The 20820-nt window shown below is 32.1% G+C and carries 22 protein-coding genes and 1 pseudogene; 10 read left to right on the forward strand and 13 right to left on the reverse strand.

The window, feature by feature from the left end; genetic code table 11:
• Nucleotides 1–2 precede the first annotated feature (2 nt).
• On the forward strand, nucleotides 3–1832 hold the full coding sequence (gene abc-f, locus AD60_RS02070) for a ribosomal protection-like ABC-F family protein (RefSeq protein WP_342351796.1): 1830 nt from the start codon (nucleotides 3–5) through the stop codon (nucleotides 1830–1832).
• Nucleotides 1833–1834: 2 nt separating this feature from the next.
• Nucleotides 1835–3814 (forward strand): glycoside hydrolase family 13 protein, encoded by a 1980-nt coding sequence (locus AD60_RS02075; RefSeq protein ID WP_103927236.1) that lies wholly within the window; start codon nucleotides 1835–1837, stop codon nucleotides 3812–3814.
• A 30-nt stretch (nucleotides 3815–3844) separates the two neighbouring features.
• Here the strand turns inward: AD60_RS02075 and AD60_RS02080 are convergent, their stop codons facing one another.
• The 6 genes and pseudogenes from AD60_RS02080 to AD60_RS02105 all read right to left on the reverse strand — a co-directional run bounded on the left by AD60_RS02080 (nucleotide 3845) and on the right by AD60_RS02105 (nucleotide 8057).
• Nucleotides 3845–4327, reverse strand: a complete 483-nt coding sequence (locus AD60_RS02080; RefSeq protein ID WP_103927237.1) for a molybdenum cofactor biosynthesis protein B — start codon at nucleotides 4325–4327, stop codon at nucleotides 3845–3847.
• Between the two features lie 11 nt (nucleotides 4328–4338).
• The gene (locus tag AD60_RS02085) at nucleotides 4339–4788 is read right to left on the reverse strand and encodes an MOSC domain-containing protein (protein ID WP_199177819.1); all 450 of its coding nucleotides are present in this window, start codon (nucleotides 4786–4788) and stop codon (nucleotides 4339–4341) included.
• Nucleotides 4766–5098 (reverse strand): annotated as a pseudogene (gene moaC, locus AD60_RS02090) (cyclic pyranopterin monophosphate synthase MoaC); the annotation flags it as partial. The gene AD60_RS02085 and the pseudogene moaC, both read right to left, overlap by 23 nt.
• Before the next feature lie 200 nt (nucleotides 5099–5298).
• Nucleotides 5299–5781, reverse strand: a complete 483-nt coding sequence (locus AD60_RS02095; protein WP_158248355.1) for a HesA/MoeB/ThiF family protein — start codon at nucleotides 5779–5781, stop codon at nucleotides 5299–5301.
• Nucleotides 5782–5793: 12 nt separating this feature from the next.
• Nucleotides 5794–6201 (reverse strand): MoaD family protein, encoded by a 408-nt coding sequence (locus tag AD60_RS02100; protein ID WP_233186791.1) that lies wholly within the window; start codon nucleotides 6199–6201, stop codon nucleotides 5794–5796.
• Nucleotides 6202–6245: 44 nt separating this feature from the next.
• Nucleotides 6246–8057, reverse strand: coding sequence for a hypothetical protein (locus AD60_RS02105; RefSeq protein WP_103927239.1), 1812 nt, complete (start codon nucleotides 8055–8057; stop codon nucleotides 6246–6248).
• A gap of 201 nt (nucleotides 8058–8258) precedes the next feature.
• Here AD60_RS02105 and AD60_RS02110 point away from each other — a divergent pair, with 201 nt between their 5' ends.
• On the forward strand, nucleotides 8259–8723 hold the full coding sequence (locus AD60_RS02110; protein ID WP_103927240.1) for a chemotaxis protein CheW: 465 nt from the start codon (nucleotides 8259–8261) through the stop codon (nucleotides 8721–8723).
• A 72-nt stretch (nucleotides 8724–8795) separates the two neighbouring features.
• On the opposite strand, the gene AD60_RS02115 is transcribed toward AD60_RS02110, so the two are convergent.
• Genes AD60_RS02115 through AD60_RS02145 form a run of 7 tightly spaced genes read right to left on the reverse strand, consistent with a single transcriptional unit; the run spans nucleotide 8796 to nucleotide 14067 of the window.
• Nucleotides 8796–9164, reverse strand: a complete 369-nt coding sequence (locus AD60_RS02115) for a cupin domain-containing protein (protein WP_103876238.1) — start codon at nucleotides 9162–9164, stop codon at nucleotides 8796–8798.
• A 24-nt stretch (nucleotides 9165–9188) separates the two neighbouring features.
• On the reverse strand, nucleotides 9189–9455 hold the full coding sequence (locus AD60_RS02120; protein ID WP_103876239.1) for a carbon storage regulator: 267 nt from the start codon (nucleotides 9453–9455) through the stop codon (nucleotides 9189–9191).
• Between the two features lie 2 nt (nucleotides 9456–9457).
• Nucleotides 9458–9931 carry a flagellar assembly protein FliW gene (gene fliW, locus AD60_RS02125; RefSeq protein ID WP_103927241.1) on the reverse strand — a complete coding sequence of 158 codons (474 nt, stop codon included), beginning with the start codon at nucleotides 9929–9931 and terminating at the stop codon, nucleotides 9458–9460.
• A 17-nt stretch (nucleotides 9932–9948) separates the two neighbouring features.
• The gene (flgL, locus tag AD60_RS02130) at nucleotides 9949–10845 is read right to left on the reverse strand and encodes a flagellar hook-associated protein FlgL (protein ID WP_103927242.1); all 897 of its coding nucleotides are present in this window, start codon (nucleotides 10843–10845) and stop codon (nucleotides 9949–9951) included.
• Between the two features lie 42 nt (nucleotides 10846–10887).
• Nucleotides 10888–13287 (reverse strand): flagellar hook-associated protein FlgK, encoded by a 2400-nt coding sequence (gene flgK, locus AD60_RS02135; protein ID WP_233186798.1) that lies wholly within the window; start codon nucleotides 13285–13287, stop codon nucleotides 10888–10890.
• 10 nt (nucleotides 13288–13297) lie between these two features.
• Nucleotides 13298–13792: a hypothetical protein gene (locus AD60_RS02140; RefSeq protein ID WP_103876243.1), complete on the reverse strand. Its 495-nt coding sequence runs from the start codon at nucleotides 13790–13792 to the stop codon at nucleotides 13298–13300.
• 5 nt (nucleotides 13793–13797) lie between these two features.
• A complete protein-coding gene (locus AD60_RS02145; RefSeq protein WP_103876244.1) occupies nucleotides 13798–14067 on the reverse strand; it encodes a flagellar biosynthesis anti-sigma factor FlgM in 270 nt (89 codons plus the stop codon).
• Between the two features lie 260 nt (nucleotides 14068–14327).
• Here AD60_RS02145 and AD60_RS02150 point away from each other — a divergent pair, with 260 nt between their 5' ends.
• The 7 genes from AD60_RS02150 to AD60_RS02180 all read left to right on the forward strand — a co-directional run bounded on the left by AD60_RS02150 (nucleotide 14328) and on the right by AD60_RS02180 (nucleotide 20799).
• Nucleotides 14328–14978, forward strand: a complete 651-nt coding sequence (locus AD60_RS02150; RefSeq protein WP_103876245.1) for a peroxiredoxin — start codon at nucleotides 14328–14330, stop codon at nucleotides 14976–14978.
• 119 nt (nucleotides 14979–15097) lie between these two features.
• Nucleotides 15098–16171 carry a Xaa-Pro peptidase family protein gene (locus tag AD60_RS02155; RefSeq protein WP_103927244.1) on the forward strand — a complete coding sequence of 358 codons (1074 nt, stop codon included), beginning with the start codon at nucleotides 15098–15100 and terminating at the stop codon, nucleotides 16169–16171.
• A 220-nt stretch (nucleotides 16172–16391) separates the two neighbouring features.
• On the forward strand, nucleotides 16392–16973 hold the full coding sequence (locus AD60_RS02160) for a cyclodeaminase/cyclohydrolase family protein (protein ID WP_103876247.1): 582 nt from the start codon (nucleotides 16392–16394) through the stop codon (nucleotides 16971–16973).
• A complete protein-coding gene (gene tgt, locus AD60_RS02165; RefSeq protein ID WP_103876248.1) occupies nucleotides 16973–18109 on the forward strand; it encodes a tRNA guanosine(34) transglycosylase Tgt in 1137 nt (378 codons plus the stop codon). The genes AD60_RS02160 and tgt overlap by 1 nt, the downstream gene beginning before the upstream one ends.
• A 31-nt stretch (nucleotides 18110–18140) precedes the next feature.
• Nucleotides 18141–18497: a hypothetical protein gene (locus AD60_RS02170; RefSeq protein WP_103876249.1), complete on the forward strand. Its 357-nt coding sequence runs from the start codon at nucleotides 18141–18143 to the stop codon at nucleotides 18495–18497.
• A gap of 84 nt (nucleotides 18498–18581) precedes the next feature.
• A complete protein-coding gene (locus tag AD60_RS02175) occupies nucleotides 18582–18968 on the forward strand; it encodes a VanZ family protein (RefSeq protein ID WP_103876250.1) in 387 nt (128 codons plus the stop codon).
• Nucleotides 18969–19008: 40 nt separating this feature from the next.
• On the forward strand, nucleotides 19009–20799 hold the full coding sequence (locus tag AD60_RS02180; RefSeq protein ID WP_103927245.1) for a tetratricopeptide repeat protein: 1791 nt from the start codon (nucleotides 19009–19011) through the stop codon (nucleotides 20797–20799).
• The last annotated feature ends 21 nt before the right edge of the window (nucleotides 20800–20820 follow it).

Raw genomic sequence — 20820 nt, forward strand, 5'->3', positions numbered from 1 at the left:
AGGTGATAAGTTTGCTTTTAAGACTTGAAAATGTATCCCATAATTTTGGTGAATTTTACCTTTTTTACGATGTCGACTTGGTTATAAATCAGAATGATAGGATAGCTTTAATCGGTAAAAACGGTGCTGGAAAAACAACTTTATTGAATATCATTTCAGAAAATATTGAGCCTATCGAAGGACGGGTGCTCAAAAAAAATGATTTAACTATATCTCTTTTAAAGCAATATAGATTAGATTTAAATAAAACAGATCCTACTTTGTATGACTTTTTAAAAGAAAGCGTCTCAAAAATTACACCTGAGCACATAGTCGATAAGAACGTTAGGAGTTTGCTAGTGGGACTTGGTTTCGAAGAAGACGAATGGAACAGAAATGTTTCTGGTTTAAGTGGTGGTGAATTAACTAGATTATCCCTCGGAAAAACCCTTTCTGAAAAAACCGATTTATTACTTCTTGATGAACCTACCAACCATCTAGATCTCTTTTCTATCGATTGGTTAATCAACTATCTGAAAAATTACAAAGGTGCCATGGTTATCGTATCCCACGACAGGACGTTTTTAAAACAGTTGTGTAACAAATATTGGGAAATAAACAATTCAAAGATTTGGGAATTCAGAGGAACCTATAAAGAGTACATCCAATCACGGAAAATATATATAAATTCAATGAATTCAAGAAAACAGAACCTACAGAAAGAGATCGAAAGACTCGAAAAAATGATAGAGCGTTATAGAAGTTGGGGAACAGAAAAAATGGTTAGACAGGCCGTAATCCGCGAAAGAAAATTAGAAGAGTTAAAAAATGAACTCCAAGAGATTCAAAACATAGAAGAAGAAAAAGGTATAACCATAAAAGTCCCGCAACCCACAAAAACTGGTTACAAGATAGTAGAGGTTAAAGATCTTTCTTTTTCCTACAACGAAGAACAAAAATTACTAGAAAACATCTCTTTTGAACTCTACGAAGATGATAAATTAGCTATATTAGGAAAAAATGGTTGTGGAAAGAGCACTTTACTAAAATTACTGATTGGTGAATTAGAAAATCATAAAGGAAGTGTTGAATGGGGGCACAATATCAAAATCGGATACTTAGATCAAGTTATATCTAATCTCTCTCAAGAATCTGATGTATTGAATGAAACGTGGGAATTGATAAAAGATTGGAAAGACTTCGAAGTAAGAAAGTATCTTGGGAGATTTGGATTCTATTCTAATGAAGTGTTCAAAAAAGTAAGTGAACTCTCTGGTGGAGAACTTACAAGGTTAGCAATCGCTAAAATTTTACTTGAGAAGCCAAACGTATTGATATTAGATGAGCCCACCAACCACTTGGATATTTTAACAATTGAAAGTATGGAGCAAGCACTTAAAGAGTACACAGGAGCCATCATCTTTGTCTCACATGACCAATCTTTTATCGAGAATATAGCCAACAAATTTCTTTTGATAGACAGAGGGAAATCCAAAATCGCCAATAATATTGAACCTCTTTTAGAAGAAATAAAAAACACCTCTTTCAAAATAAAAAAAGAAAAAAAAGTAAACAAAGAATACGTACAAAATAAAAAAGTTAAAAACAGAATAAAAACTTTAAATACTGAAATATCCCGAATCAGGACAGAATCCGAATTACTATTTGAAAAGTTAGATTCACTTGAAGCTAAACTTTTTGAGTATGGGGACGATTATAATAAGGTATTAGAATTAATTGAAGAAAAAAACAAATTAGAAAAGGAACTTACAAAACTACAAAAACTGGAAAGTAAATATGTAGAAGAATTAAACCAACATACTAAAATCTCAAATAATAATTTTGGAGGATAATCATGAAAGGCATATATTCAGATCAAACTAACGTTTATCTTTACCCAGAGGAACCGAGTATAGATGATGATGTAACGATTAAGCTCAGGATCCCAAAATATTTAGGTAAAAGCATTGGAAGTGTTATGTTTACTCCTGAAAAAAATTCAAAAAAGTATCAACACAAACCAATGCAAATATCAAAAGAAACTACTTACTTTTATTTTTTTGAAAGTACTTTCAAAATGCCAGATAGAATGGTTAGATACCATTTCGAAATAGATTTAATAGAAAAAGACAAAAAATTGTTCTATGACGCTATGGGTCTTGTGGAAAATCGTGCAATTCATGACTTTATACTCATTGCAGATTTTAAAACCCCAAAATGGTCCTATGGTTCTGTATATTATCAAATATTTGTTGACCGATTCAAAAATGGAGATGAAACAAACGATCCAGTATCTCACGAATACCATTACGATGGTCAAGAAGTTTTAAAAAAAGATTGGAACTCACTGCCCGATCCTAAAAATGGTCATAGAGAGTTTTATGGTGGAGATTTACAAGGTGTTTTAGAAAAGATTGATTATTTAAAAGAGTTAGGAGTGGAAACGGTTTACCTAAACCCTATCTTTGTTTCCCCAAGTCCACACAAATATGATACTCAAGATTACGAACACGTTGATCCCCATTTTGGTGTTATAGAAGAAGATTCAGAAGATCTAAACGAAAAGTACAAAGTTAGAACTACCTCTATCAAGAACCTTGAAAAAAGCGATGAAATTCTAAAAAGTCTTATTCAAAAAGCCCATGAAAAAAATATAAAAGTCATTTTAGATGGGGTTTTCAACCATTGCGGGTCTTTTCATAAATGGCTAGACGAAATGGACCTGTATGGTGAAGGAAGTCTACATAAAGAAGATTCTCCCTACAAAAGTTATTTTTACTGGAAAAACTCTCAAAAAGGTTATGAAGGATGGTGGGGTTTTCACACTCTTCCAAAATTGAATTATGGAAATATAAGTTTATGGAAATACATTGCAGATATCGGTAAAAAATGGGTAAGTGAACCTTTCAATGCAGACGGGTGGAGACTCGATGTTGCAGATGATTTGGGTAAATCTTTTGAAATGAACACAGCTTTTTGGAGATTCTTCTACAAGGTCGTAAAAAAATCAAACCCTGAATCGATAATATTTGCTGAAATTTATAAATCACCTCTCGCTTGGTTAGAAAGAAAATGCTGGGATTCTATAATGAATTATATAACCTGTATGGATCCTGTTAGTTATTTTCTTACGGGTATGGAAAAACACAACGAACATCATAAACCTGAGCTCTTAAAAAATTCTGAATATTTCGTTAACTCTGTGAGATGGGCTTTATCTCAATTACCCATGAATAGTAAATTTATTGCTTTAAACCAACTAAGCAACCATGATCATTCTAGATGGATGACAAGAACCACACAAAAAGTTGGGAGATTGGGACCAAAAACTCATGAAGAGGCTTCCATTGGAAAAGATTTAGATGTTTTCAAAATAGGATTAGTCACAATGTTTACTCTTCCTGGATCCCCAGGATTATTCTACGGTGATGAAATAGGAATGGAAGGTTGGACAGATCCAGATAATAGAAGACCTTACCCTTGGGGAAAAGAAAGTGAAGAAAATAAAATGTTATTTAATTTCACCAAAGAATTAATCAAAATATACAAAGATCATCCAGCTTTAAGAAAAGGTTCTTTTGATTTTCTTGATTGGGACGGTGGATACGTATCTTACGCCTCGTGGAATGAAAGTGAAAATATAGTCACCGTTATAAATAGAGAAGAAAAAGAGATCGATATTGAACTACCATTATGGTTACTCGATAAAAAAGAAGGCAAAATAGCTCTTTTATTCGCTACAAAAGATTTCAATTTAGACGATAATTCTTATAATGATGGCAAAAAACCTCTGAAAATCCCAGAAAAAATAGCCCTTGTATTTAAAATTAATTGATTCGCTTTAGTTATATATACGGCTTTTTTTCTAATGTTCTGTGATGTCGCCTTTCAAAATATTAATGCCATGAGGAATAAGAGCTTTAACAGCTTCAAAACATTCTTTAACCGCCTTAGTACTACCTGGAAAATTGATGATTAGAGTAAATTTTCTAATACCACAAACTCCTCTAGAAAGATATGCCATTGGGGCATTTACCCCCGTGGCATATCTGATTTTTTCTGGAATTCCCGGCACCTCTTTTTCAATAACGTTTTTCGTAGCTTCGGGTATAACGTCTCTTAGAGCAAAACCCGTTCCTCCTGTTGTGAGTATTAAGTCTGCAATATTATTGTCCGCTATTTCTTTTAATTTTTGTTCTATTTCTTCTTTTTCATCTGGTATTATAAGGTAAAGAGTTTTAATCCAACCTTCTTCTTCAACCATCTTCATTAGTAATTCACCACTTTTGTCTTGCCTTAAACCCTTTGATCCTTTATCACTTACAGTTATTATTGCTACTTTAATCATTACTTTTCTCCCTACTCTGGTACAATTGTTAATTCATCACCGGGAACAACGATTCCACCTTCTAAAACTTTGGCGAAGATCCCCTCTGTGAGCATTATATTATCAGGATTGAATTCTCCTGCTTTCCCTATTTCGGTAATTTCGAGTAAGACACTCTCACCTACTCTAAATTTGGTTCCCACAGGATATTTATACAATTCTATCCCTTTTATGGTTATTTTCTGTGCGAAGTTGCAATACCCATCTTTTAAATTTAAATTCCTTTCTTTTACTATCTTTTCAAGGCTTTCTATACCCAACAAACTAACTTGTCTATGACTCCTTCCTGCATGATAATCACCCTCTACACCAAAGTTAGTTATATTGTTTATTTTATCTTGTTCTTTTTTGAGCATCTCTCTTTTTTCACATTTACAAACTTTGACAACTTTACCTTCTCTACTCATCGTTTTCTCTAACATAAGTTCCTCTTCTACCTCCCGTCTTTTTCATTAATTTTATATTTTTAATAACCATATCTTTATCCACGGCCTTACACATATCGTATACCGTTAAAGCTGCTATTGAAACACCAGTAAATGCTTCCATTTCAACCCCAGTTTTACCTGTTGTTCTCACCGTTGCGTAGATACCTAATGTTGTAGCATTTTCAAATTCAAATTTTATATCTACACCCTTTCTCAGCAAAGGGTGACACATTGGGATTAACTCAGCTGTTTTCTTAACACCCATTATTCCAGCCACTCTTGCGGTGTCTAAAAAGGATCCTTTATTTTAATTCTTATGTTAAAAAAAAGTCAATTCGATTTATTTGAAATTAGAAGCGTTTAGGGGAGATTATTTTCAATAAGAAGACAATTCCTTGTAAATGAGTGTTTTTTTGTTATCTTGAAGAGCAAGGATTAATAGAGGAATGAAAGTTCTTATTTTTCATTGAAGGTTAATTATTTCAACGGAATAATCCTTTAAATCTATGAGTAGTAACTTGTTGTCGAGGGTATCTTTTTTCCGATTATTACTTTAATTGTCTCGATTACTTGAAGAGATGCCATAATCGATACCACAGGTGAGATAATAGAGATCTTTTCTTTTGTTTTGTCTACCTCTCCAAATATATCCTTTAAAGTCAAAGTTTTACCTGGTATTATGGTTGTTAATTGACCATACCATTGATTAACCCCTGCGTGTATATAAGGAACCTTGGATTCCCAAGCAAGTTTTTCAAGAATATATCTTGTTTCGAAATTATCAAGAGCGTCTAATATAACGTCCACATCTTTTGGTATCTTACTTTCTTTCGAAATTTTTTCTACCTTTGTTTCTATTATCGTTGGCAAGTTAAAAGATTCAAGAGTTTTTTTAGCTTGATCGACTTTGTATTCGCCGATGCTATCCATGCCATATAATACTTGACGGTTTAAATTAGAAAGCTCAACCTTATCATAATCCACCAAATATATTTTTTTTTACACCAACCCTTTGTAACTCCAACGCCTGATGGGTTCCAAGACCTCCAGTTCCACAAATAAACAACAGCTTGTTTTAACTTTAGAGCCTCTTCTTCTGTGAACAACATTTTTTGTCTTTCCACGTAATCCATATCCTCCTCCAGAAGGTGGAAAAATTGTTATTTCATCTTTATTTTCTACCAACGTATCGAGTCCTTGTAAATGGCAAATATTTCTTCCATTTAATAATATAATCGTACCGCTTTTAAGTTCTCCATCTTTTAGTAGTTTTCTATTAAAATAATTAGCGAATTCTTGATCCAATAATTTTATTATTTCTTTAACGGATTTCGATCCTGATAATTGGTAATCGACTTCATCCTTTTTCAAGTCAAACTTTATAAGCGAAAAGAATTTTATTTTCAAATCTTTTCACCCCTTTCATTGTTAAATTTACGAAAAATTCAACATCAAAAAATGATATTTTTAGCGGTGAAAATATTTACAACAATTTCTTCATCAGCTAGTTGAAGCTTGTCTGTAATATTATATCTCGTTATTCCTTTTGAAGAGTAAGAAATATAGAGATATCCATCATTACAATCCATACTTAAAATTGGAAGATCTGAATTAATCGTTCTATTCAAACCAAAATTTGACACTTCAACAATAGTCAAATGAGAGCCTACAGAATAAAATATATATTTTTCATTCAGCATAATTATATCGGGAGAATAATCAAAACTAAAATAATCGATAATGTTAAAATTAAAGTCTGTTCGAAAGACTCCTTTTTCCGTTAAAAGGATAAATCCATCAGAAGTGGAAAGAATTTGATCAATATAATCTTTGGAATAAAATTTAAAGCTACTTTTTCCAGTCAAAAAGTTAAACTCTGTTATCTTATCTCCCACCGCTATATACGCAAGGTTATCAATAACTTCTATATCTTGAGCCATTCCTATAAACACCTTTGTTCCATCAAAGAAAGAGTATATATTCTCTTGGGCAATAACGAATATACCTTCTTGTGTTTCTTTTATACCTATGATGTTTTCAGGAAAACTTTTGGTGGTTGTATTCTTGGCATCATAAAAATTGACTATATTTCCACTGAGTTCGTAAAAGCCTTTCTTGCTTTTTATCAAACTTCCAGTATATCTTTTCTCCCATAATTTCTCTTTTTGTTTATCTAGATAAACTATCTTTCCTCCCTCATCAATTAACACCCCTGACTCTAATACAACAAAATCATCAATAGAGCCAACTGTATTAATATACTTAAGTAATTTTTTAGTATTTAGGTCATAAATATACAGACCATCTTCGTTATTTGTTAAGTATATATACCCATCATTTACCAAAATATTTGGTCTAAAAAATTGCCCGGTGATAATTTCTTGAGTTTCTAATGATTTCAAATTTCTTTTATATATACCATTATTAGTAGAAAAGTACAGGGAATCATCCAGTAATTGTATAGAATAAGCTTCGTAGTTCCATATACACAATGGTTTCAAATCATATTTTGGAGTATTGATCAAATCTTTCATTTTAAATATATGTATACCCAATAAATCATCATTCAACATAAAAAAATCATTATTATAACTAATCATTCTAGGTGATATCAACTGATCATAAAAGTTAAGCTCTTCAAGAGTTTGATTTTCGTTGATTTGATAGACCTTCATTCCTAAACCTGGACCAATTATAAATAAATACTTTTCAAACATTTCAACTTGGGTTACCATACCTGGTAAACGAATATGCTCTTTTAATCTTATATATACTTTATCTTTCAGATCAAAGCTTATCAAGCCATTTTCACCATCAGCAACAAATAATAATTCTCCATTCGTCGTAACAGATAAAGAATCCCCAAAAGTGGAGTAAGAATTTAATAAGGCAACTCTTTGCGGATCCGAAAAATCATAAATTTTCAATCCCCCTCTATCAACAAGATAAAGATAATCTCCATAAATTTGAGCATCGTTAACATAACTACCAGTCGTGACTGTAGCAATTATTTCTTTCTTTCCACCATCAAAAACATAAAATCCTTCATAACCTGCTACTATTACTCCATGTTTTGCATCTACTACTGAGGTAAGAATTTGCTCTTGAGCAAATGAATTAGTGACATCTTTCCCTTGAGTAGTAGTTCCCTGAACCGCTCTTTCTTTTGCAATCCTGATGTAAAATATTACAATTGAAAGCATTATCAAAATCAAAACAATTAAGATAGCTAAAACAGTATAATTCTTACTGATTTTGTGCACGGGTTACACCCCAATGTAATAAAATTTTGAATAATTATAATTATAATTAAAATTATAACATATTTCTTTTTTTACACTTCTATTTAGCATAGAAACAACTTTTATTCTAAATACTTTTATGATATAATCTTTTAAAACTTACTGAATTAAAATTAAACATTTTTAGAAATAAAATTTTAATTTTAAAAAGGGGGAGTAAAAATGCCATCTGAGTTAAAAATAGTCACATTCAACATTGGTAAAGAAAGGTTTGGTCTCGATATTATGAATGTGGATGCCGTAATTGAGTATCAAGAGACCACTAAATTACCAAATGCCTCTGACTATTTTGAAGGTGTAATAAATTATCGAAATGAAGAAGTTTTACCTATCATCAATCTGAGAAGAAAATTTAAATTGCCCGACTTTGAAGACAAATCTCTTGCCAAAGTAATAGTGTTGAAAATCGATCAAAGACGTGTTGGAATAATGGTTGACGATGTGAAAAACGTTAGAAGTATCGACCCAAATTTAATAAACGAAAAACCTAATATAGGTGGAATGCGTGGAGCTGATTTCATAAGTGGAATAGCTCGTTTAGAAGATGGTATGTTAGTAATATTAGATATAGATAAACTGTTAACTGAAGAAGAAAAGATTGCTATAGACGAAGTTATAAGCAATTAGAGTTGTTTCTATAAAGCAAACAAAAAGTGGCGATATATTTATTTTATATTACGCCACTTTTTTATGAAAAATTCATTCTTCATCCGCAGAGGTTGGAATGACACAAATAAATTCTAGCTCTTCATCCCCTGCGTTCTTTAATTGGTGCTCTATACCTCCGGGAACGAAAATAAAACTTCCAGCTTCTACTATATTATATTTTTCTCCATCATAAACCTCTGCTTTACCTTTAACTATAAATATTTCATGTTCCCATCTATGAGAATGCCGTGGAGAATACCCACCTGGTTTAACGGTAAATAACCTCATAACAAAATTAGGAGCTCCATAGTTACTTTTCCCTATTAATATCCTTTTTTCAACATCTTTAGTCATTTCATTATTTATTATTAAAGGTTTAACTTCCTTTGCTTTACCTATTATTGCTCTTTTTTGGTCCATATTCAATTTTCTCCTCCCTAATGCCTAAGTATTTTGTTTTTTATCTTTTTTTACTAGTTTTGGGATAGTGGTTTTTATTTTTCCCAACCTGTTAACATCGCTTTCCAATGCGGCTTTATTCTGCTTTACGATTTCTTCATACATTTCTTCACGATAAATTTTTATATCTTTAGGTGCCTCAAAACCGATTTTTATACTTCCATTATTTTGTTCAAGCATAATAAGCTTTATTTTTCTATTTCCTGCTTGTATTACGATGGATTGGCCTATTTTTCTAGATAATATCAACAAATCTATTCACCATCTTTTTGAGCAGATAGTATAACCTTACTTCTTTCCAATTCTTCCTTCAAAAGATGTCTAATTTTGTATTCATCGCTTTCAATTAAACATTGTACACCTTTATGATTTTTTTGCGAAATAATAATTGGGGCAGCTAAATTTATAGTTATTTCATCTTCTTTTTCTGGTATAGTTAATATACTTAATATTATAGCTTCTTCTGGCTTATCTAATTCCAAGTATTCTGTTAAATCTTGGGGAAGGGTAAACTGATAATCGTTTCTTATAAGCTGAGGAAAAGTAACTGGAAAAGCTACATTTTTTTCTTCTAGTGAAGCTAACCACATGATGGGATAAGTATCTTCAGGTTCTAGTAAAACAAACTGTTTAAGATCTTCAAAGCCAGGAATCCCATACTCAAAAATTATCGTTCTCTCAGTATCTATTTTAACACTTCCTAACTTCGTTTCATACTCTTTTATCATTTTTTTGGAAAACCTCCTTATAGAAAATCTGCCAAAGTTGGAGGAATAATATTACCAGCTGCTTTTAAAGCAGCTTGTAAGACATTTTGCTGAGTTGCCAATTCCATTATAACTTGTGCGATATCAGCGTCAGCTTCATTGGATAAAAATTCTGTTGAAAAAGTATTAAAGACCTCCATTCTATTTGAAGTCATTTCTAAAACTCGTTGAGTAGCACCAACTTCAGCTAAATTCTTTAACGATTTACCTTGTATTTCTTCGATATTTCCTAACTCATTTTGAATTGAAGTATTATCTCCCGATTGTATGGCATCTGACAATCTTTTGACTATACCAAAAACAGAGGCACCACTATCAGTTACAAAAACATCATAAACTGTTTTACCGTATTCTATATCTTGTCCTCCAATGGATATCTTTTGCCTAATATTTGCTTGTGGAGGTACTATTATTTTAAAATTACCTTCGCCATCTATTTCCACGACTTTTTGATTGTTTTTGGCTCCTCCAAACACATAGTTTCCAGAAATTTCTGTATTTGCTATAGAAACTAGTTGTTCATTTATCTTGTTGAGTTCTTCTGTTATAGCGACTCTATCATCGTCACTTAATGTATCGTTTGCCCCTCTAACAGCAAGCTCTTTAATTCTAAGATATATTGAGCTCACTTCCTGTAATGCTGTATCATACATATTCACATAATTTTGGGCTGTTTCCACATTAGTTTTGTAACGTTCAACTTTTCTCAAACGACTATCTAAATTTGAAATTCTTGTAGCAACAGATGCATTATCTGATGGGTATCGAACTTTCTTTCCAGAAGTTAATTGAGAATTTAAATCACTATATTTCCTTAAAACATTTTGGATATCGATAAGTGTTCTACTACTTAAAAGATTCTCAGTGATTCTCATGTTTTTCCCTCCTCACCGATCAAACAAGTACTGTATGGCATATTATCGTACACCTAAGTTGTTAATAACCGTCTCCATCATTTGATTTACCGCTGTAATAACTCTGGCAGAAGCATTAAAAGCCTGCTGATACTTGACAAGGTTAGTCATCTCTTCATCGATAGAAACCCCCATCACTCTTTCTTTTTCAAGACTGATTTCACTATTCAACATTTCACTGTTTAGCCTCATTTTATCAGCGGTTTCACCCTTAACTCCTATATCGGTAACAATATTTCCCAAAAAGTTTGAAAAACCAACCCTTCCATTATCTAATACAGAATCACTATACAATTTTGATATCTCATCCCATACACTAACGTTTCCCGCCCCGGTTGGAGAATAATTAGTATCATAATAATAACCCAAGTCGGTTGCAAGTAAAGATGGATTCTCTTTTAAATTAGACGATACAGAAATTTGATTGACTATCCCTAACCCTTGATCTATTCTCAAAAGATCCGCCTTAGAAAACTTTTCATCTATTTGTTCTGGACTTGTATCTTGAGATATCAGAGTAACTATATTATTAGAACCATCTTCAATAAATCCTAATGCATTGAACAATTTCTCAGGACCCTTTATAGTAACGTTCTTTAAGTCAAAATTGATTAAATTTCCAGCTCTCAAAACAAATGAACCATGTGGAGTAACAGAAGCGGTAACCCCGGTGTTTGTTGCGTTGATTTTGTCAGCCAAATCATAAATAGTGTCTTTAAGAGGGTTGATCTCTATTTTTCTTCCATTTATACTCATTTCTATTATTTTATTTGAACCTAATAAATTATTCAAAGTAGGTTGGGATGTATCTAAGGCATCCAGTGTAACTTTTTGTGCTTCCATTTGTGAAAGAGAACCGTCTACGTCATTTAAAACGATGGTATCCAAGTCTGCATTTGGAATTTCCGTGGTGGGAAGTATGTATATAAATCCATCAATTTCTTCTGCTTTCAAGTAACCTCCAGAATCACTGTTTATATTTAATACTAATTCAGTAGCATCGGAAAACTCTATAGTATAAGTCTCACCGGACATTTCAAATTCAAGTTTACCAGGTATAACTTTTGCAGAATCTATTTTGTATGCCTCAATTTCTTTAGTAGGGAAACCGTATTCCTTAAGAAAATTTCCTTTTATATCAACTAGTAATTTATCTTGAAAACCAGAAGGATCATCAAAATAAATAGCTTTATTTGTTGAATCATATTTTATTAAGGTATTATCGGCATATTTAGAAGGAGAAGTTGCATAATAATCTACTGAGTAAATATCGAAATTATTTAAATCAATCGAAGGATCAGTATAATAAATTCTATGACTCGTGACGTATTGATTTGTGTCTGGATGAAATACGTCTGAATTTCCTGCTATCCTGAAAAGTCTTGAATCTTCAAAACCTCTTTGGGTACTTATATCACTGAAAAAGTTGGCTCCTGTTATAGTTCCTGTTGAATCCCACCCCTCCTTATAAATAAGATTAGTTGTATCAACTAAATACAAACCAAACTCATCGAGTTGTCGTTGATAAGAAGGGATGATTTCATCTCTCAATTCAAAAAGGGCTGACATTTTCCCATCGTTAAAAGTCAGTGGATTATTACCTACATAGGCGTAATATTCATCTTTTGTTCCTTCAATGGTTAAAGATTTTATCTCTTGATAACTACTTCCATTTAAAACTACTTTATCCCCCATACTCAAAGAAATTTGACCATTTGAATGACTTGTTATTCTTATATTGGAAAGTTCTGAGAGTTTATCCAACAATCTATCCCTTTCATCAAGCAAATCATTAGGAGAACCACTTATTGAGCTCGATGTTAATATCTTTTGATTTAAATCGGCAATCCTTTTCAAATAACCGTTTATTTCGCCTATTCTGATTTTTATTTCACTGTTTATATCACTTTTTAATTCTTCTAACCTATAGTTAATATCCTTCATAGTGTTTACTAACTCTTCTGCTCGAGATACAACCTGAGTTTTAGCAGCTTCGTTTGATGGATCAGTTTTCAACTCCTCGATTGATGCCCAGAAAGAATCATACATATTTCTCAAACCTGTTTCACCGGGCTCGCCAAATAATTGCTCAATATAATGCACATTAGAATATATATTTTCCCAATAATTCAAACGAGAAGAAGTTTCCCGAAATTGCAAATCTAAAAATTCGTCCCTCACTCGTTGAATATCGCTTACCGTAGAACCAGTTCCAAAAGATAAAGCTGCCCCTCCACTTCCGATCGTTGTTAAATTAATAGGGTTGGTAGTCACAATAACAGGACTCTGCCTGGAAAAGCCCTGAGTATTAGAATTAGAAATATTATGGGCAACAACGCTCATTGCGATTTTATTTGTATAAACCCCTAGCAAACCAGTGTTCAATAGGCCATTCAAAGTCATTGCGCACACGCTAACCCCTCCAACTTCTTGAAGTCAAATCTTTGTTCATTCTACTACCCTTTTGAGAGTAAGTTTTGCTGTTTGTAATCGATTCAGGATTCAAAATTTGATAAATAAAATTGTTCAGATTAGATTGAAATGAAATAATGTTGCTTAAAAGATCGATTTCACCTACTAATTCCTTTAAATTTTTAACAAGCTCTGAAAAAAGAAGGGCGATTTCATAGTCCCTCTTTGAAAAATAATTAATAATCGATTCTAATTTGTTCTCTATATTTTCTTCTAAACATAGGGTAGATATTAACTGTGCTCTTAAGTTCTCTACTTTTTTAAAGTTACTCGATAATTTTTCAATCGTCAAAAGGGTTGAATTAATCTCTTCGACCGATACTTTTTTTACTAAGCCTTCTCTTAGGTTATAAAAAGAGTTTTTTAACTCTATTAAACTGGCGTTCTCTTCATTTAATACATTTTTTATCGCTTCTAAATTATTAATGACGGTCACCCACTTTACTCAAACATTTTATTTACAATTTGGTCTACATTGATATTGTAAGAGCCGTTTTCAATAGATTCCTTCAGTTTCGATACAAGCTCTCGCCGAATTTCTGGTATCTTATTTGATAGTTCTATATACTTCTTTGATTCTCCTGTAATCTTATTAGCACTTTCTAGGCTTTTTGATTTTATCTGCCTCTTGAAAAAATCCTTATCAAGCTTTTTTTGATTTATTTTATCTAAATTCTTACCGCCAGCAGGATTGATATTGTTGATATCCATAATTTAGTCCCTCCTTTCAACAATTTGAACTCCATATTTATTATCGTCCACAATTATTATAACATTAGAATTTTGAAGCAAAATTATTATTTTCCAAAAACTTTTATACCTTGATAGCAATAATAAAGAAATATATACTTAAAAATTGCATTTAATTTTTTACTTGACTTTTCTACTTTTTCGATATATAATTTTTTTAGACAAACCTAAAAAATAGATATTTCAAAAATAAAAAATTATCAAATAGGAGGTAGGTAAATATGGAAGGAAGAATTCCTTTAATTGGAGAAAAGTTTCCTGAGATGAAAGTATTAACAACGGACGGTGTAAAAGAACTACCGAAAGATTACAAAGGAAAATGGTTGGTACTCTTCAGCCATCCAGGGGATTTTACACCCGTATGTACAACAGAATTTGTTGAATTTGCAAAAAAGCATGAAGATTTCAAAAAGATAAACACTGAACTTTTAGGGCTTTCAGTTGATGCTGTTTATTCACACATCAAATGGATGGAATGGATCAAAGATAACCTTGGTGTGGAAATTACTTTCCCAATAATAGCTGATACAATGGGAAGGGTAGCCTCAAGATTGGGAATGGTAGACCCAGAAAAAGGTTCTGCAACTGTTAGAGCGGTTTTCATTTTAGATCCTGAAGGAACTATTAGACTAATCATGTACTATCCTTCAGAAGTAGGAAGATACATCAATGAAATATACAGAGCTGTAAGGGCTCTACAATTGTCAGACAAAAACAAGGTAGTAACCCCAGCCAATTGGCCTGACAACTCAATACTTGGAAGTAAGGTAATAATTCCACCAGCATCAACTTATGCTGAAGCAATGAAGAGAAAAACATCAGCCGAAGAAGGATACGATTGGTGGCTAAAGATTAAGGAAGTTAAAGAATAACATTAACCCCAGCAAGTAGGAAGTTGAGAAGTTATTATCTGCTTCCTACTTTTTTATGATACAATTATGAATATAAATCGAATAAAATTAGACACTTTCCAGGGGAGGCATATTGAAGATTGCGTAAAGATAGGATAGAAAAACTTCTCAATAAGATGGTAAAAAATAATTTTCATCAAGCAATAATATCCTCACCACCTTCTCTTTACTATTTTTTACAAGAGTGGTTTGAACCCGGAGAAAGGTTGTTGGCATTATATGTAAATACTTCTGGCGAGGTTAAGTTGCTAGTCAATGAATTGTTCACGGTAAATACCGTTGATGAAGTAAATTTGATTAAATATTCTGATTCTGAAGATCCTATTAAGATGTTATCTTCTCTCATTGAAAAAGATAAACCATTAGGTATAGATGAAAGATGGGATGCTGGCTTTCTTTTGGATTTAATGGAAAATACTAAAGATTTATCCTTAAAACATCTTTCCCCAATAATCAGTGAATTAAGGATGGTAAAAGAAGCTGAAGAAATATCGTTAATGAGGTCCTCCTCTTTATTAAATGACACTGCTATGGAAAAGGTTATAGATCTTGTATCGGAGATGCTTCCAGAAAAATACTTAGCCAAAGCCATCAAAAATATCTTCGAAAAAGAAGGGGCCGATGGTGTTTCTTTTGAGCCTATAGTTGGATACGGCCAGAATACTTCTAATCCTCATCATATGCCCACTAATGCAAAGTTAAAAGATGGGGATGTTGTATTGATAGATATGGGTTGCATAAAAAATCATTATTGTTCAGATATGACAAGGACCGTCTTTTTTGGCAAACCTATTGAACCCATCAAAAACATCTATCAAATAGTATTAGAAGCCAATTTGAAAGCTATTGAAAAAATAAAGCCTGGTCTTAAGGCTTCTGAGATTGATTCCACTACGCGTAGTTATATAGAAAGCAAAGGATATGGCAAGTACTTCACCCATCGAACTGGACATGGTGTAGGGATAGAGGTTCATGAAAAACCTTACATATCTTCAAATAGCGAAGAAATTCTAATACCTGGTATGATCTTTTCAATAGAACCAGGAGTTTATTTACCAGGTGTTGGCGGGGTAAGGATAGAAGACCTGGTTTTGGTGACTGATGATGGTTGTGAAGTATTAAACAAGTATCCAAAAGATTTTTTGGTAATTTAATTACTTCCTATGCTTTGGATCAATTCTTCATAACTTATAGAGTAGGAGTCTTCTTACATCTATTTAAATAAAACCCTCCTCTTTATGCCGCACTCCCCCAGAAGATTATGGAAGAACTTCGTTAATCTCATTTTAATTTTCTTTCACACTAATTAACCCTAAAAGTATGGTATAATAAAAGTATAGATACTTTAATCATTTTGTGATGGGAGGTGGATGAATGTATAAAGATATGACTTTTGAGGAAATTTTAAATAAAATTTCATCCACAGATCCAGCTTCTGCTGGAGAAACTGTAACAGCTTTAGTAGGCGCTTTAGCGTCTGCACTGGGTTACATGGTGGCAAATTATACAATCTCCAATGGAAATGACAAAGATTATGAAAATACTCTAGAAGTAGCCTTAGAAAATCTTATAGATATCAAAGAAAAATTAATGGAATACGCCGAGGAAGCTTCTAAATATGCAGAAAGAATCAAGAATGTCAAGGAAGGAAAAGATAAGGACAATTTTTTAACAGCTGCCGCTTTTTTTTCTTTCAACGTAGCTAAATCTTGTTATAACATCCTAAAAAATTGCTTTACCCTTTACAAATATGGTAGCCCCGTCTTAAAACCCGAATCAAAAATTACTTGTTATTTAGCTTGGGCCGCTTTGAATTCGGCTATTATTTCTGTTGAAGCTAATTTAGAAAAAATAAAAGAGGCAGAAGTAAGAAAAAACCTTTTAAATGATATAATAGAGTTTAAAAATGAAGCAGATTCCTTGCTAAAAGAGTTGAAGGAGGAAATAAAAGGTTAATGGATGATTCGCCTATAAAATTCGAATTAATTCATACTGACAAATACACCGGGGCTAGGCGAGGACGTATTATCACAAAACACGGCACCATTGAAACACCGGTTTTTATGCCAGTTGGTACGAATGCAACGGTAAAAACTCTTACAAACTCATTATTAAATGATATCAATAGTGAGATAATATTAGCCAATGCTTTTCATCTTTACTTAAGACCCGGGTTAGAAATTCTTGAGCATTTTAAAGGTCTTCATAACTTCATGAACTGGGAAAAACCAATTTTGACAGATAGCGGAGGGTTTCAGGTATTTTCCTTACCAAATACTAAATTAACTGATGAAAAAGTAATTTTCAAATCTCCGCTGGATGGTTCTCAAATAGAGTTAACACCAGAAAAATCTCTGGATATACAAAAAGTAATTGGGTCGGACATTGCAATGGTTCTAGATGTATGTATAAACTCCTTATCTGGTTACGATGCTGTAAAAGATAGCGTGCAAAAAACTTTTAATTGGGCTTTAAGATCCAAACGATATCATAATAATAATCATAATAATGGGCAGGCATTATTCGGTATAGTTCAGGGAGGACTCTTTGAAGATTTAAGAGAACTCAGTTTATCCCAGATAACCTCTTTGGATTTTGACGGTTATGCATTGGGTGGATTAGCCGTAGGAGAAAAATACCAAGATTCTGAAAAGATTTTAAAAGCTTTTGGCAATAAATTGCCCGAAAACAAACCAAGGTACATAATGGGAATAGGTTCTCCCACGATGATGTTTCTATCTGTGGAAAACGGTATGGATATGTTCGATTGCGTCTTACCAACAAGAATGGGAAGGCACGGAACGGCACTAACATGGAAAGGAAAACTCAACTTAAAATCCTCACAGGTTAAATTTGACCAAAAACCTATTGATGAAGAATGCGATTGTTATACTTGTAAAAATCACTCTCGTGGTTATATACACCATCTTTTCAAAAAAGATGAGGTACTCGGGAAAGTCCTTTTAAGCATTCATAATTTGCGATTCAACATATCGCTGGTAGAGAAAATGAGAGAAGCTATAGAAAATGACAATTTTAAATTTCTTAAAGACGAATTCTTTAAAAGTTCTACATATTCTTTAACTAATTAAAAATTAAAACACCAAAAAGGAGGGATCCCCCGTGAAATCGTTTATAAAGTACTACAATGAAATCAAGCCATCTTACCAGAACAAATTAGACCTCACTAAAAAATTTCAAGAGATCCCCGATCTCTTTTCAGAAAGTGTAAGTAAGTTACTAGAAAACATTTACGGAGAAGATAAAGTAGATAGAAAACTTATAGAAAGTTATATAGGATTTGTTCCAGATAAAGAGCCTTATTTTAAATTAAAAAAAGAACTGATAAATTTTTTAGGTGAAGATTGGACTGATAGTGATCTTCCAAGTATTTTAGAAAAAATGGCTAAAGCTGCCTATGCCAGATATAAACATATAATTGAAGATCATGATAGAACTGAAACATTTAGAATGGAATGAAAAATAGAGTTAACCAAAACTTGTCAAACCTGGGGCAGCCTCCCCAGGTTTATATGTTATAAATAAAAAGAGAAAGGTAGTCAAATGGTTGATAAAAAATATAAAGATATAAAAAAAATAAAAAATGTGTTTTGGAAAGTTTTGTTCTTTTTATATATAGTTTTTATTATATACCTTTCTATTTCTAAACCTATAATAAATTATATTAATTTCAAAGGGGAAGACAAAATAGTTCATTTTATCTCATACTTTTTGGGAGCCGATTTGTTCTTTATGGCATTCTTCAAAAAAAGTAAAAGAACTTATTTCATACTTTTTTTGATTTTTTTCCTTTTAGTTCCCGTATTAACTGAATATGCTCAAAAATTCAGTATTTATCATACATATAGCAATTTAGATATGGTTGCAAGTTATTTAGGAGCAGTTTGTGGTTTTATTTTTTTTGGTTTCAAATATAAAGCTTTCAATTAATTTGTTTAGATGTAGAGAAAAATGAAGAGGTGCGTTTCTTTTGAAAGAAGTAAAATATGCTATAGTTTACCTGAATATTGATCCCAATTATGCAAAGTTGAATAATCTTCCTGTAAAATTACCTATTTTAGCGGAAGATTTTCAAAAAGTAAGAAAAACCAATAAAATACCTTTGGATGTAATTATTAGAGGTTTAGAAGCTCAAATTGATATAGATAAAAACAACCGATATTACTTATCTTACTTGGTTTATTATTATTATGAAGCTTTTAAAAAATCCCTCAACGATACAGATTTTGAAAAAGCGAAGGAATTTTTAGATAAGGCAGGTAAAATTTATCCTGATTATAGATTGCATTTTTATACTGGATTATACTACAAAAAATTAGGAAATCTTGAACTCGCAGAATTACATTTAAAACAATCAATAAAAGAAAAGCCAAATTTTGCATATGGTTATTATGAACTTGGTAACCTCATGTATGAAAGAAACATCTATGATGAGGCGATAGAATATTACTCTAAATCTGTCGAACTTGAAAAGGACTTTACGTTAGGGTTTCTGAAAATGGCGGATGTATACATGGAAAATGGCAGATTCGAAGAAGCTATACCACTTCTACAAAAATGCATAGAGATCGATAAAAAATTTGTTCCTGCCTATGAAAGATTGGGTGTTGCTTTGAATATACATCAACGCTATAAAGATGCACACAAAGTCCACCAAAAAGCCTTAGAAATAGATAGCGATAGATATGAAATTTATTATAACGATGCTCATTCATTGGCTAGATTAGGAAACCACAATGAGGCAATAAAAGCCTTAGAAAAAGCCGCTTCCTTGAATGAAACAGATTATATACTTCACGAATTAGCTTTGGAATATAAAAACATGGGAAGATACTTACAAGCAATTGAAACAGAGGAAAAAGCTTTAAAATCAGCTTCAGAAGAAAATAAAGACCTTATTGTTTTAACTTTATTAAAACTCTATGTAATAATAGAAAATGAAGAACAAGTGGAAAAATATTTTGAAATTTTAAATTTGAATCCTGACTTTCACGCAGTTGCTGTTAATTTCAAAGTATTGTTCGAATTATCTCAAGGTAGAGTTGAAAGAGTGAAAGAAATATTGTTAAAAGAACCCATATCAAATTTTACCCTACTATTAGATAAATTAGACAGGTTAGATCTTTACGTTTCCAAACTGGAAGAATTTGCAGACAAAAATATTTCCGATTCAATATTTGAAAGTATAGACGAATTGGGAAATATCGACCCTTTTTCTTTGTCGGAACGTCTAGCAACCAACGGAATAAAGCGCCCTTTCGTTAGCTGGTTGAAAGAGAGCTCGATAGAACCAAAGTTATATCCAGATGGTGTTGAATTACTCACGAACAGTCTACTTCTTTCTGGCTTTAATTACGGCCTATCGGAAAGAGTAGCAACAGCTATATCACAGTTTCTTTGGAAAGATGGAGATGGGTTAGCTTTCGGTAGATTACTTTTAAGATTCTACCAAGATAGAATCTTAGGAGAATCCTTATCTTTAGAACCTTTTATTCAAGAAAATGTAGAAGAAATCAAAGACATGTCTTTTACTTTTGCTCAAATATTTGCTAATTTCGAAGAACATTTGATGGATTTTGACTCGATAGTAGAGTTTAAAATAAATAATTTTAAAGATGCTTTAAAAGTTTTTTTGTCCATGTTTAGAATACAAAGTATGGCTGAAGAAATAACTTCAGTCAAATTCAAAGATCATAACACAAAAATTTTATCTTTATTCATAAATAATATTAACTCGATTTCTAACTCTTTTTTGCAGTAAATTTCCTACCAAAAATAACTT

Origin of the sequence: Petrotoga sp. SL27 (assembly GCF_002924605.1) — a bacterium.
Classification (GTDB): Bacteria; Thermotogota; Thermotogae; order Petrotogales; family Petrotogaceae; genus Petrotoga; species Petrotoga sibirica.